At 64.4% G+C, this 12,843-nt stretch carries 16 protein-coding genes and 1 tRNA gene; 13 read left to right on the top strand and 4 right to left on the bottom strand.

All coding sequences use genetic code 11. The annotated features are described in order from the left end of the window. Positions 1–78 precede the first annotated feature (78 nt). Positions 79–399, top strand: a complete 321-nt coding sequence (locus tag BXU08_RS18875; protein ID WP_077511645.1) for a TIGR02300 family protein — start codon at positions 79–81, stop codon at positions 397–399. Between the two features lie 87 nt (positions 400–486). Then, positions 487–562, top strand: a tRNA-Ala gene (locus BXU08_RS18880). Positions 563–1,212: 650 nt separating this feature from the next. Here BXU08_RS18880 and BXU08_RS18890 read toward each other — a convergent pair. Continuing rightward, complete coding sequence (locus tag BXU08_RS18890) at positions 1,213–1,488, bottom strand: DUF1488 family protein (protein WP_077511649.1); 276 nt, start codon at positions 1,486–1,488, stop codon at positions 1,213–1,215. A gap of 280 nt (positions 1,489–1,768) precedes the next feature. Between BXU08_RS18890 and BXU08_RS19650 the strand changes: the two genes are divergently transcribed. Further along, positions 1,769–1,918: a hypothetical protein gene (locus tag BXU08_RS19650; protein WP_171982575.1), complete on the top strand. Its 150-nt coding sequence runs from the start codon at positions 1,769–1,771 to the stop codon at positions 1,916–1,918. A 184-nt stretch (positions 1,919–2,102) separates the two neighbouring features. Beyond that, positions 2,103–2,438: a hypothetical protein gene (locus tag BXU08_RS18895; protein WP_077511651.1), complete on the top strand. Its 336-nt coding sequence runs from the start codon at positions 2,103–2,105 to the stop codon at positions 2,436–2,438. 48 nt (positions 2,439–2,486) lie between these two features. On the opposite strand, the gene BXU08_RS18900 is transcribed toward BXU08_RS18895, so the two are convergent. After that, complete coding sequence (locus BXU08_RS18900; RefSeq protein ID WP_077511653.1) at positions 2,487–2,978, bottom strand: MucR family transcriptional regulator; 492 nt, start codon at positions 2,976–2,978, stop codon at positions 2,487–2,489. Between the two features lie 371 nt (positions 2,979–3,349). Between BXU08_RS18900 and BXU08_RS18905 the strand changes: the two genes are divergently transcribed. From BXU08_RS18905 to BXU08_RS20105, 6 genes are all read left to right on the top strand, one after another. Next, on the top strand, positions 3,350–5,491 hold the full coding sequence (locus tag BXU08_RS18905) for a TonB-dependent siderophore receptor (protein WP_253190444.1): 2,142 nt from the start codon (positions 3,350–3,352) through the stop codon (positions 5,489–5,491). A gap of 10 nt (positions 5,492–5,501) precedes the next feature. Further along, complete coding sequence (locus tag BXU08_RS18910; RefSeq protein WP_077511654.1) at positions 5,502–5,807, top strand: ketohydroxyglutarate aldolase; 306 nt, start codon at positions 5,502–5,504, stop codon at positions 5,805–5,807. Beyond that, the gene (locus BXU08_RS18915; RefSeq protein WP_077511656.1) at positions 5,804–7,297 is read left to right on the top strand and encodes a PepSY domain-containing protein; all 1,494 of its coding nucleotides are present in this window, start codon (positions 5,804–5,806) and stop codon (positions 7,295–7,297) included. The genes BXU08_RS18910 and BXU08_RS18915 overlap by 4 nt, the downstream gene beginning before the upstream one ends. Beyond that, positions 7,237–7,638, top strand: coding sequence for a DUF3325 family protein (locus BXU08_RS18920; RefSeq protein WP_253190445.1), 402 nt, complete (start codon positions 7,237–7,239; stop codon positions 7,636–7,638). The genes BXU08_RS18915 and BXU08_RS18920 overlap by 61 nt, the downstream gene beginning before the upstream one ends. A gap of 121 nt (positions 7,639–7,759) precedes the next feature. Further along, on the top strand, positions 7,760–8,764 hold the full coding sequence (locus tag BXU08_RS18925; RefSeq protein WP_077511659.1) for a LacI family DNA-binding transcriptional regulator: 1,005 nt from the start codon (positions 7,760–7,762) through the stop codon (positions 8,762–8,764). A 105-nt stretch (positions 8,765–8,869) separates the two neighbouring features. Next, positions 8,870–9,037, top strand: a complete 168-nt coding sequence (locus BXU08_RS20105; protein ID WP_171982576.1) for a hypothetical protein — start codon at positions 8,870–8,872, stop codon at positions 9,035–9,037. A 32-nt stretch (positions 9,038–9,069) separates the two neighbouring features. Here BXU08_RS20105 and BXU08_RS18930 read toward each other — a convergent pair whose 3' ends face one another. Further along, on the bottom strand, positions 9,070–10,362 hold the full coding sequence (locus BXU08_RS18930; RefSeq protein ID WP_077511661.1) for an MFS transporter: 1,293 nt from the start codon (positions 10,360–10,362) through the stop codon (positions 9,070–9,072). A gap of 152 nt (positions 10,363–10,514) precedes the next feature. On the opposite strand from BXU08_RS18930, the gene pgsA reads away from it, so the two are divergent. From pgsA to BXU08_RS18945, 3 genes are read left to right on the top strand one after another with little or no spacing between them, the layout of a single operon-like run. After that, a complete protein-coding gene (pgsA, locus tag BXU08_RS18935) occupies positions 10,515–11,069 on the top strand; it encodes a CDP-diacylglycerol--glycerol-3-phosphate 3-phosphatidyltransferase (protein ID WP_077511663.1) in 555 nt (184 codons plus the stop codon). Next, positions 11,069–11,320: a molybdopterin converting factor subunit 1 gene (moaD, locus tag BXU08_RS18940; protein ID WP_077511664.1), complete on the top strand. Its 252-nt coding sequence runs from the start codon at positions 11,069–11,071 to the stop codon at positions 11,318–11,320. Before pgsA ends, moaD begins: the two co-directional genes overlap by 1 nt. Next, on the top strand, positions 11,317–11,763 hold the full coding sequence (locus BXU08_RS18945; RefSeq protein WP_077511666.1) for a molybdenum cofactor biosynthesis protein MoaE: 447 nt from the start codon (positions 11,317–11,319) through the stop codon (positions 11,761–11,763). The genes moaD and BXU08_RS18945 overlap by 4 nt, the downstream gene beginning before the upstream one ends. Before the next feature lies 1 nt (position 11,764). Here BXU08_RS18945 and BXU08_RS18950 read toward each other — a convergent pair whose 3' ends face one another. Continuing rightward, entirely contained in the window at positions 11,765–12,664 is a 900-nt protein-coding gene (locus BXU08_RS18950) for a hydrogen peroxide-inducible genes activator (protein ID WP_077511668.1), read from the bottom strand. Between the last annotated feature and the right edge of the window lie 179 nt (positions 12,665–12,843).

Raw genomic sequence — 12,843 nt, forward strand, 5'->3', positions numbered from 1 at the left:
TTGCGTCATGGCAAGGCGCCCACCACTTTCCGGGGCACACCCGAAATCCAAGATATTTTGAAAGGCAAGAGGCAACACATGGTGAAGCCGGAATGGGGCACCAAGCGCGCGTGCCCGAAGTGCGGGACTCGCTTCTACGATCTGACCAAGGACGAGCCGGTCACCTGCATCAGCTGCTCCTTCTCTTGGGAGCCTGAGCCGATCCTGAAGTCGAAGCAGCCGCTGCCGTTCGAAGCGGTCAAGGCCAGCCCCGCCAAGGCGGAGGCTGTCGATTCGGACCTGGGCGACGAGGATCTGGACATCGCCGAGGACGAAGAGCCCTCGCCGGACGACGACGTCGATCTAGGCGGCGACGACGATCTCGGCGTCGAGACCGGCAAGGACGAAGACGAACAGTAAGAAAATTCGGAATGGCAGGGGCGTATGCGAAAAGCGTCCTTGCCAAACCCGCGGGGCCCTTCTAATGGGCCCGTCTTCCCGGGGTTTGGGGCCGTAGCTCAGCTGGGAGAGCGCTGCAATGGCATTGCAGAGGTCAGGGGTTCGATCCCCCTCGGCTCCACCATTCCCCCTTGATTTCGTTGGATAATTTCCAACGAAATCACTCTATCCTAATTTCTGCAGAATTATTTTCTGTGTCGGCTCCCGGCAATGCCGTGTGAAGCCGCGTTTCGGCGTCGTCGCGAAAGGTGATTCGCCGCCAAACTGCCGGTCATTGGCCTAGCGCCGGAATCATTGGGTAGGGAGCAACTCCCATCCTTGATCTCACTATGACCAGCGATCAAGCGCAGCGACTATCACCGGCCTGCGCTCCCACTGCCTACCGGGGAAGATCTTCGATAAACAAGATCATCTCCTGGAAGGCCGCACCTTCGAAGGCGACGCCATTGCCGCTTTCGATCAGCGGATGCTGCGCTAGCGCCCGGTGCCGATCATTCGGTTGTTGGTGCAGTTGCGCCCGTTTCGAAACAGGCTGCAGCCCCAATAGTCGCTCGAGCATTTGGTCCAGGAGGCGCCGCAGACCCCACATATGCCGAGGCCCGAGAGCAGATGCTTCGGCCAGCGCTGGCGCTCGGGGCGACTGCTTCTGACGGTCGCCAAACGTTCCTGGACGCGCCGCCAGAGCGCGTCATCGATTACCTACCATGGCATCTGGACTCACGCCCGGCGAGACTCGTTCCTCGCACGAGGTCCGCGGACCATGAGGGGGCTTCACTACCGGTCGAGATCGCTTTCGCTGATCACGATGAGGGGACGATCCGGACCGTTCGACAGCGCCGAAAGGCCCGCTTCGCGAATGGTGTCGATGTGCTGTCGGAAGCTGCTCTCAGCATCGCCGTCAGGCTGGTCTCCGGTGAGTGCTTCGAGAACGCTGTATAAAACCGCGAACTGATATTCCTCGCCATCAACTTCGCCGTCGAACTCCACCTGACGCTCGTCGAGATTGTCGAACACGGTGGAGTTATCGATTTCGAGTTGCTGGGCGGACATTCAGATCATTTCCTTTGCCTGGGGCTTGGCAGTCCGAACCCCACGAGAGAGCGTCGGTTCCGAGCGTTCGCATCGTAAGGGTGCCACCAAAGCGTTTATTCCCGGTGAGGGCGCTCGGAGGATCAAGCCGCGATGCGATCGAGACTCATTTCTGCGCACCCATGGCCCGCAGCTGAGAAGAGGTACTCGGCCCAGTCAGCCATGACCGCCTTCCGCTTCTCGAATGCATCCTTTCGCCGGTAAGCGCGGGTCGTCGAACTCCCACCTCGTGCGCCAGTGCGTGCTCGATTATATTTTCGGCGTGGTCGGTCACGTCGCCCATGCAGTCTCGAAAGCACTGCGCGTGCCGTGCACGGTGAAATGGCATGGTTTCATGCGCCGCATCACCATCGCCAAGGCCGGCGGCACCATTTTCAGATGCGCCATCTGAGGCTCTCCTCTTCTTCCTGGGTTATTCCGGCCGTGAAACCGCTGGCCTTGGCGTCGGGCAGAAGGAGCAGGATTCCAGCTCAGTGCCGGACTGGCAAATTCATCGATAGCGTGCCTGGATTCTCAACCGGTGGGATTCGCTCGCGTGCTGGCGCCGGGGGGCGACACTGGCGTAGGGCTCCACGATGAACCCTGCAGATCTCTATGCCCGCCTCATCGTGTGGATCGGTGACGGCACCGGCGCGCCGGATACCGTTCTCCACATCCATGCCGGCATGGCAGTGCTGTTGACGGTGCGGGTGATCAGCGGCCGTTCGCTTGCGACACCTTGGCCGCTGCTCGCGGTCTATCTTGCCGAACTGGCGAATGAGATCATGGATTATTTCGCGCATGGCCGGGTTATGCCCGACACGCTGGGCGATGTGCTCAACACCGTGTTCTGGCCGACCGTGCTCTTCATCGGCCTGCGGGTCCGGCGCGCGCGCCTCGATTCCCCGCCCTATGCGCGATCCGACAGCTGATGCGCCTTGCCGGGTGCCGCGCGGCTGACCGCGCAGCACCCTGTTGGTTCAGGCGGACTTGCCGCGGCCGCGCGCGGCCGGCGCGGCAGGGGCGGTCTGCGAGCGGGCAGCGCGGCCCTTGGCGCCCAGGCCGATCTTCTTGGCCATAGCGCGGCGCTGCTCCGAATAGCTTTCGGCGACCATCGGATAATCGGCTTTGAGATTGTACCGGCGCCGATAATCCTCGGGCGTCATGCCGTGGGTCGAGAGATGACGGCGCAAGGTCCGGTAGGGCTTGCCGTCGATCATCGAAAGGATGTGATCCTTCGAAGCGAGCGACTTGCGCACCGAAACTGCCGGCGTGAATTCCTGCACGGGCGCGGAGTCTTCCGTTGCCGCTCCCGCCGCCGCGCCGCTGCCCAGCTCAGTTACCGTCGCGTGCATCGTGCGCAGAAATGTCGGTACATCCTCCGCGGTCACCCGATTATTCTGATTGCTGAGCCAAGCAATCGTCAGCTCGGTTGCAAGTTCGACTGCGTTCAGGCTGTCCTGGTCCGACATGGCGACTCCTTATCATTGGATTACACGGCATTCTTGGATGCCGTGTGCTGTCCATACGCAAAGTTTCGAAGTTGTCTACTCATCCACTTCAGTTTTGTGTCTTAGGCGCAAGCATTGTTGGCCCACGATATAGAACTTGCTTGATTTTGGACTGTGACAGTCCTGAAACGACTGGTGTGCCCAATCCGTATCCCTATGAATTCACCCGATAGTCTGCGCAATTCTTACCTCAGCCACCCAGTCCGGGTCACCGAGCGGCGAACGCCGCCTGCGGGACAGAGAATGCCTACCTGCTAGCGCGACTGCTAATGCAATTGACTAGCATTAGTGACAATCCTAAGGGCGCGCTCGACATTTGTCGGGGAAAAGGAATGAAGATGAAGCCGGTCCTGCGCCATGCCCTCCTGGCGAGCAGTTTGATCGCCGTGATGCCCGCCCCGGTATTCGCCGCCGATGGCCCCGTCACGGCGGAGGATCAGGATCAGTCGAAGAGCGAGATCGTGGTCACCGGCATAATCGCTGAGCAGTCGAGCTCGGCGACCGGGCTCTCGCTTACGCCGAAGGAAACGCCCCAGTCGGTCACCATCCTCGACCGCCAGCGGATCGAGGACTTCGCGCTCACCAACATCAACGACCTGCTCGACCAGGTCGTCGGCATCAATGTCGAGCGCGTCGAGACCGACCGCACCTATTTCAATTCGCGCGGCTTCGATGTCTCGAACTTCCAGGTCGACGGCATCGGCCTGCCGCTGTTCTGGGGCATCCAGTTCGGCGAACTCGACACGGCGCTGTTCGATCGCGTCGAAACGGTGCGCGGCGCCAATGCGATCATGACCGGCATCGGCAATCCGTCGGCGACGATCAACTATATCCGCAAGCGTCCGACCGACAGCCTTCAGGCCAGTGCCGCGGTGCAGGGCGGTTCGTGGGACAAATGGCGAGTCGAGGGCGACCTGTCGGTCCCGCTCGGCGCCACCGCGGGCGCACGCCTGATCTACGCGCACGAGGAACGCGATTCCTGGCTGGACTACAACCACGTCAATCGCGACGTTTATGGCCTCATCGCCAGTTGGAATGTCACGCCGCAGCTCAAGCTCACCGCAGGCTATACCCAGCAGGACAACCAGGCCGATGGCGTGCTGTGGGGCGCATTGCCGCTCACCTATAGCGACGGCACGCGCATCGACTTGCCGGTTTCCGCTTCGACGTCGGCCGACTGGACCTATTGGAACGTCAAGGACCAGAGCGTCTTCGGCGAGCTGAGCTACACCTTTGCCGGCGGCTGGTCGGTCAAGGGCATCCTCACCTACAAGCGCTTCGAGGAAGAATCGAAGCTGCTCTACGCCTATGGCTATCCCGACAAGGCGACCGGCCTCGGCGTCGGCGGGATGTCGGGCATCTATCCCTCGATCTACGACCAGTATCTAGGCGACTTCTACGCCTCGGGCCCGGTCAAGCTGTTCGGCCGCGAGCACGAACTCGCCTTTGGCGTTTCGACTGCGCGCTCGGATGCGCTCGAATATGAGGATTTCTCTGCCGACGTCATCGGCTATCCGGCAGTGCAGGACTGGGACAAGGGCCTGATCCCCGAGCCGGCCTATGGTAATGAATATCTCGCCGCGGAGTACACCGACCGCCTCACCCGGGCATACGGCGCCGCGCACCTCAACCTTGCCGATAATCTCAAGGCCGTGGTCGGCGGCAGTGCGATGTGGATCAAATCCACCGGCCAGTCCTACGGCACCGATCAGTCGCGCAAGGACAGCAAGGTCAGCCCCTATGTCGGCGCGATCTTCGACGTGACCCCCAATGTCTCGCTCTATGCGAGCTACACGGACATCTTCAATCCGCAGGTCGAAGTGAGCTTCGGCAACACCAAGCTCGATCCGGCCCAGGGCAGCAGCCTGGAAGGCGGCATCAAGAGCACCTGGTTCGGCGAACGCCTCTATGCCACCGCGTCGCTGTTTCGCGCCAAGCAGAAGGGGCTTGCAGCATTTGCGGGCGTGTTCGGGCCGGGCGAGGCCGGACAAGCCGGCGACAGCTATTACGACGCGGTGGACACCACGTCGAAGGGCTTCGAGATCGAGCTTGCCGGCAAGGTTACCGACAAATGGAGCTTGAGCGGCGGCTATACCGGCCTCAAGCTCGAGGACGAGGCGGGCAACCGCGCGCGGACGTGGATCCCGCGGCGCACGCTCAAGCTCGCCAGCACTTGGTCCGAGCCGACCCTCAACGACCTCAAGCTCGGCGCGCAGCTGCGCTGGCAGAGCGCGATCAGCTATGCAGACGCCGGCGTTCAGGATTATGGCGTGATCACCGGCGACGTCATCCTCAAGCAGGACAGCTATGCAGTGGTCGATCTGATGGCAGGTATCCGGTTGTTCGATCGCGTGCGCGCGACTGCCAATGTCCGCAACGTCACCAATCACAAATATCTCGCCAGCCTGATGTGGGGCCAGGCGTTCTACGCCGCACCGCGCAGCGCGATGCTCTCGCTCAGCTTCGCATATTGAGCTGCATCGGGTGACGGGCAGCGCGCGCGCACAACGACAGGGCTGGCGCTACGGCGCGAACGTCGCGGCGCGCGTCGTGCTGGGCACGGCGGGTGCCTATGTCGTCGCCGCGCTGTTCGCCGCAGCGCTCGCCCGCACGCTGCCGATGCCGCGGGTCGAGGCCGTGACGCTGGCGACCTTGCTCGCTTTCCTGATCGCGCCGGGTGTGACGATCTGGGCCTTCCTTGCCGCGGGACCGTGGCGCGCCGCCGCCGGCATAGTCGCGGTGGCATTGCTTCTCACCGGTATTGCCTGGCTGGCGGGGCAGCCGGCATGAGCACGGTCCGCGACGGCACCCGACAAGTGATGGCGTGGCTGCACGGCTGGACCGGGCTGCTGCTCGGCTGGGTGCTTTTCGTAATGTGCCTCGCCGGCACGCTCAGCGTATTCAAGCCCGAGATCGGCGAATGGATGCGTCCGGAGGCAACTGCCACTGCCGACCCTGCCGAGGCGATCGCCGCAGCCGGTCGCTGGCTCACGCGGAACGCCCCCGATTCCACCGGCTGGTATTTCGCTGCGCCCGATGCCCGGATGAACACTGTCGAGGCAGCGTACGACACCGGCGGCGCGTTTCTCGCGCGTGCGCTCGATCCCGTGACCGGTGCCCCGGTCGCCCGGGAGACGCTGGGCGGCGAGTTCTTCTACCGTCTCCATTTCGAGCTCGAACTGCCCTTTCCCTGGGGTCGGCTGCTCGCGTCGCTTGCCGCGGCGGTGATGCTGACCGCACTGGTCACCGGAATCATTGCCCATCGCCGCATCTTCCGCGACTTCTTCACTTTCCGCACGCGCAAGGGCCAGCGTTCCTGGCTCGACGGGCACAATGCGCTCGGGGTGCTCGCGCTGCCCTTCCACTTGATGATCACGTTCACCGGGCTGGTGACGCTGGGATCGCTCAGCATGCCCTGGGGGATTACTGCGGCCTATGGCGACGACGTCGCGCCGATGTACGCCGAAATGATTCCCGGCATCACCCAGCGTGCCGCGACCGGCGCCAGGGCACCGCTCGCGCCGCTCGCCCCGATGCTGCGCGAGGCGCAGCGCCGCTTCGATGGCGGCGCGATCGGCCGTGTCTATGTCCTCAACCCTGGCGATGCGGGTGCAGTGGTCACGGTGTTCCGGGCCGAATCCGATGCGATCGGCTATACTCCCGCCGAAATCAGCTTCGACGGCGTCACCGGGAAGGTGTTGGCTCAATGGACCGAAGCGCGGCCCGCGATCCAGACCTACAATGTCCTGTACGGCCTCCACATGGGCCGCTTCGCGCCATCGCTGACGCGCTGGCTCTATTTCCTCGGCGGCGCGATGCTGACGCTGGCGATCGCCTCCGGGCTGGTGCAGTGGATCGTCAAGCGCCGCGAGCGCGCACCATTGTCGCTGGCCAACCGCATCCTCGAACGGCTCAACGCCGGGGTGCTGGCCGGCGTGCCGCTCGGCTGCGTCGCCTATCTGCTCGCCAATCGCCTGTTGCCGCTGGGCATGGCGGACCGTTCGGCGACCGAAGTATCGATTGCGCTGTGGACGGCTGCTGCCGCGCTCCTCGTCGGCGCCGTGCTGCGTCCGGCGCTGGCCTGGCCATTGCTGCTCGGGCTGGTGGCGATTGGGTCCGTCGTCGCGCCGCTGCTGGCGCCGTGGGGGCAGGGCGCCCCGGTGATCGTCATCGGCAATCTCACGCTGCTCGCCACCGCCGCGGCGTTCGCCGCCTTGGCGTGGCGGCAAGTCCGACCTGCACCTGTCGCACCGGCCCGCCGGTCGAGAGCGCCGGCGTGATCGTCGCCGGCCTGTTCTATCTCGGCATGTTCGCGCTGGCAGCGGGAATGTCGCGCCACGCGCCCGCGCTGCTCGGCGGCTGGCACCGGCCCACTATCGCCGCGCGCCTGCCGCGTGCCGGCTGGATCCTCGTCGTCCTCTCGCTGGCGCTGACGCTGCTCTCGGCCGATTGGTCGCGGGCGTTGGTCGCCTGGCTCGGCCTCGCGCCGCTGGTTGCAGGCATAGTGGTATTGAGCCTGACCTTCGCCCCGGTGCTGGCGCGGACAGGCGTCGTTCTGGCCGCCGGTCTGGCGGTCGTCGGTCTGGGCATGACGCTGGCGGGGGCCAGCGCCGCCCTCTGATACGACTCCGCGGCATCAAAACCGCGTCCACACGTGAAATATCTTGGCTTGCACGATGGCAGCGCTGTCAAATATGCCGGGTGCAGGGCCGCGCCTTTCGTGCGTCGGCTGGGGGTGCGCGATGTCCGGTCGTCCGACGATCAAGGAAGTCTCGAAGATTGCTGGCGTGTCGTTCAAGACCGTCAGCCGCGTGCTCAATAACGAGAAGCATGTCAGCGAGGAGACGCGCCGCCGCGTCGAGGAAGTCGTCGCCCGGCTGAACTTCCGCCCGAGCCACGCCGCGCGGACGCTCGCTGGCCGCCGCTCGTTCCAGGTGGCGTTGCTCTACGACAATCCCAGCCCCTATTATGTCTATCACATCCAGATCGGCGCGCAGCAGCGCTGCAGCGAGCTCGGCTATCGGCTGCTCCTCCAGCCGATCGACAGCCAGTCACCCGATCTGGTCTCGAACGTGATGGCGCTGATCGACGAGGCGCATCTGGACGGCGTGATCCTGTCGCCACCGGTGACCGAGATGACCGCGCTGCTCGACGAACTCGACCGGCGCGGACTTCCCTATGTCCGCATTGCGCCCGGCGCGCGCAAGGATGCCGGCATGGGCGCGATGATCGATGACGTCGCCGCCGCGCGCGAAGTCACCGAACATCTGATCGGGCTTGGTCACCGCTCGATCGGCTTCATCCGCGGGCTCGAGAGCCACGTCTCCACTTGGGAGCGTCTCCAGGGCTATCGCGAGGCGCTCGAAGCGCACGGGATCGCCTTCGACGAGGATCTGGTCGCGGCGGGCGAGAACAGCTTCACTTCGGGCGGCGAGGCGGCGCGAAAGCTACTCGAACGCAGCCCGCGCCCGACCGCGATCTTCGCGGGCAATGACGATATGGCGGCGGGCGTGCTCGCAGTCGCGCATGAGAGCGATATCGACATTCCCGGCGCGCTCTCGATCGTCGGCTTCGACGATTCGGACCTCGCCAAGGCGGTGTGGCCGCCGCTCACCACGATGCGCCAGCCCGTTCGCGAACTGGCCTATTCCGCGGCCGATCTGCTGCTTTCGCCCGAGGCAGGGCCGCAGGTCACGCTGGAGCACAAGCTGATGGTCCGCTCCACCACCGGCCCGGCGCCGCGTTAACCTCCAAAGGCGTTTTGGTTCCGCACAAAAACCGTCCCGCGCAAAGACGCGCGTTAACCATTTTCTGTGCTGGCAATAAAAGTAAACAAGTCGTTAACTTGCGCCATGCAGACTCGTCTCATCGCCGAGGGCCATGCCCGCCGCCACCCGTTCCGGGCGCAGATGCGCCGCGTCGTGGCGATCGAACGCAAGGTCAGCGACGATAGCGACTGGAAGCTCTTCATGGTGAGCTTCAGCGCGTTCTTCGTCTGCTTCTACACCTTCATCGTCTGAGATTCCCCTCCCTGCGAGCGGGGAGGAGGCTTTCACGGAATCGGATCGAGCCCGTGGGGCAGGTCCTCGGCCTTGTAGAGCCGCCATGCGCAATAGGCGGAGGCAAGGCACAGCAGGAACACGATCCAGATCGCGTGGACCACTTCCACGCCGGGGATATGGGTGAAGCCCAGGATGCCTACGGATCCCGCCACCATCGCGCCTGAATTGACGATATTGTTCGCCGCGACGGTGCGCGAGGTCTGCGACTTGTCGACCGTCGTGGTCAGGAACGCATAGAGCGGCACTACGAACATGCCGCCGGTGATCGCGATCATGCCCAGGTCGACCAACACCCGCCACGCATCGGGCAGTGCCAGGAAATCAGCGGTCTTGAGCAGCGCGCCGTCGCCTACCGGGAAAAAGGTCGCCGCGAAGAAGAAGTCGATCACGAACACCGACATCGCCAGCACCGAGGCCGGTGCGTATTTCGCCGAGACATGCCCCTTGAGCATCCGGTTGATGATGATCGATCCGATCGCGATCCCGACCGAGAAGATCGCGAGGAACACGCTCGCCACGTCCTTCTGGGCGTGGAACACGTTCTTGACGAGCGGCGGGAACAGCACCCCCAGGATCGCCGCGATGGTCCAGAACACGCTGATCGAGACGATCGCGAGATAAAGCCGCGGGATGTGCATCGTCGCGCCGATCAGCCGGGCCGATGCGCGGAAGATGTTATAGTCGAGCTTGAGCGTCGTGAGCGGCGGTGCCGGCGGGATCTTGAGCGAGGCGAACCAGCCGGTCAGCGCGACGCCGACCACCGCGAACGCCGCGACATTGGGGCTGATCAGCCCGCCCGCGATCGTGCCGCACAGGATCGCGATATACGTGCCGGCCTCGACCATCCCGGTGCCGCCCAGCACTTCGTCCTCGTTGAGATGCTGGGGCAGCACTGCATATTTGATCGGTCCGAAAAAGGTCGAGTGCACGCCCATGCCGACCAGCGCGACCAGCATCAGCGGCAGGCTCTTGATGAAGATGCCCAGCGCGCCGACCAGCATGATCAGCACTTCGGCCGCCTTGATGATCCGCATGATCCGCGCCTTGTCGTAGCTGTCGGCAAGTTGACCGGCGAGCGCGGAGAACAGGAAGAAGGGCAGGATGAACAGGCCGGTCGCGATCGCGCTGAACTGCGTCTCCGCCTCGACCGAATTGTAGATCTGGTAGGTCGCGAAGAAGATCATCGCGTTCTTGAAGAGATTGTCGTTGAACGCGCCGAGGAACTGCGTGACGAACAACGGCAGGAAGCGGCGCTCCTTCATCAACCCGAGCGCACCGATCATATCGTACCATGTCCTCGAAGCGCGGGGGCAAGCCCGCCAAACGACGGGCCCGCATAGCCGAGCCACACGGAACGTATCAACCGCCATGTGCGTCCCACCTGAATGATGAAGACGGTTTCGGCAGCGGCACGAGCAATGCTAGGAGGAGTGCCATGCTGACGCTTCCCAATATCCTGACGCTGTCCAGGATCGTCACCGTGCCGCTGCTCGCGGCGTTCCTGTGGTGGCCGGAATGGCGGACCGGCTACGCCATCGCCTTTGCGATCTACTGCCTGATGGGCATCACCGACTATTTCGACGGCTATCTCGCGCGCGCGCAGGGCACTGTCTCGAAGCTCGGCGTGTTCCTTGATCCGATCGCCGACAAGATCATGATCGCCGCGGTGATCCTGATGCTGGTGGGCAAGGGCGTGGTCGCCGATTTCCACTTGATCGCCGCGCTGATCATCCTGCTGCGCGAGATCACCGTATCGGGCCTGCGCGAATTCCTCGCCCAGCTCCAGGTGTCGATTCCGGTCTCCCAGCTCGCCAAGTGGAAGACCACGTTCCAGCTCGTCGCATTCGGCGCGTTGATCCTGGGACAGTCCGTACCGCAATATCCGTGGGTGGCGCTGCTGGGGCTGGTCACCTTGTGGAGCGCTGCGGTGCTCACTGCGATCACCGGCTGGGACTATCTGCGCGTCGGTCTCAAGCACATGGACACTTGATGGACCTGCTCTACTTCGCCTGGGTGCGCGAGCGCATCGGCGCCGGGCAGGAGCAGCGTGACCCGCCCGCGGCGGTAGTGAACGTCGCCGACCTCATCGACTGGCTCGCAACGCTCAGCCCCGGCCATGCCGAGGCGATGCGCGAACCGACCAGGCTGCGCGCCGCGATCGACCAGAAGTTCGTGCCGCTCGATGCGCCGCTCGGCGCCGCGCGCGAAGTGGCGATCTTCCCCCCGGTCACCGGCGGATGATCCGGGTTTCCGTCGATCCCGCGCCGATCGAGCTGGCGATCGAACTGGCCGCGCTGGAGGAACGCGGGGCAGGGGGCGTCGCCACCTTCACCGGCGTGGTGCGCGGCGACGACGGCGTCACGGCGCTAGAGCTCGAACATTATCCCGGCATGACCGAACAGGCGCTGATCGCGCTCGCCGAGACCGCGACCGAACGCTGGGCGCTGCTCGGCGTGACGATGGTCCACCGCGTCGGTGTGATGCTCCCTGGCGAGCGCATCGTCTTCGTCGGCACTGCCGCGCATCACCGCCGCGAAGCGCTGGAGGCCTGCGCCTGGCTGATCGACCGGCTCAAGACCGACGCGCCATTCTGGAAGCGCGAACGACTGGGCGACGACACGCGTTGGGTTGAAGCTCGCGCAAGCGACGCCACCGCCGCGGCGCGCTGGGACGCGGTCGACTAGCTCAGGCGGTTTCGGCGAGCACCTGCGCCAGCAGCCGAAAGTCGCGCTCGCGCGGAGAAGCCTTGCGCCACACCAGGGCAATCTGCCGCGACGCATTCTCGGCATCCAGCGGCCGTGCCGTAACATGGGTATGGTCGAGAATGCCCGCATCGATCGCCATCTGCGGCAGCATCGTCACCCCCAGGCCGTTATCGACCATCTGCACCATCGTGTGCAGCGAAGTGCCGAGCATCGTCGCTTCGGCGCGCAGCTCGGGGCGGTTGCACGCCGCAAGCGCATGATCCTTCAGGCAATGCCCGTCTTCGAGCATCAGCAGTCGATTCGGGTCGATATCGGCGGGGCGGATCGTCGGGGTCGGATCCATCTCGCCTTCGGGAAAGGCGACGAACAGCCGATCCTCGAACAACGGCGCCGCCTCGACTTCGCCACATGCGAAGGGCAGCGCGAGCAGCACGCAATCGGTGCGGCCATGGTTGAGCTGCTCGCACGCCTGCCCGCTGGTCTCCTCGCGCAGGAACAGTTTCAACTCGGGATATTCTCGGCGCAGCCGCGGCAGGATGCGCGGCAGCAGGAACGGCGCGATCGTCGGAATCACGCTCATCCGCATCTCGCCCGAAAGCGGCCGTCCGGCGGCGCGGGCCAGATCGCCGAGCTCGTCTGCCTCGCGCAACACGCGGCGCGCCTTGTCGACGATCCGCTCGCCCAACGGTGTGAAGCGCACTACCCGGCGGGTACGCTCGACCAAGACCACGCCGATCAGCGTCTCAAGCTCGCGGATACCGGCGGAGAGGGTCGACTGGGTGACGAAGCATGCCTCCGCCGCGCGGCCGAAATGCCCGGAATCGTTCAGCGCGACGAGATATTGGAGCTGCTTGAGCGTCGGAAGGTAGGTTGCGGCCACTGATCGTCTCTATCGATTGAGTTTACGATATAGAGTGATGGCGGCGATCACGCTACCCACAGCGTCACCCCGGCCTCGTGCCGGGGTCCACCGGGGGGCGAAGGAAGGGCAAGCGGTTCGAGGCCAACCAGCTAGGCTGGGTGGACCCCGGCGAGGCCGGGGTGACGAAAAGGGGAAGC

Origin of the sequence: Sphingomonas sp. LM7 (assembly GCF_002002925.1) — a bacterium.
In the GTDB taxonomy this organism is placed as follows: domain Bacteria; phylum Pseudomonadota; class Alphaproteobacteria; order Sphingomonadales; family Sphingomonadaceae; genus Sphingomonas.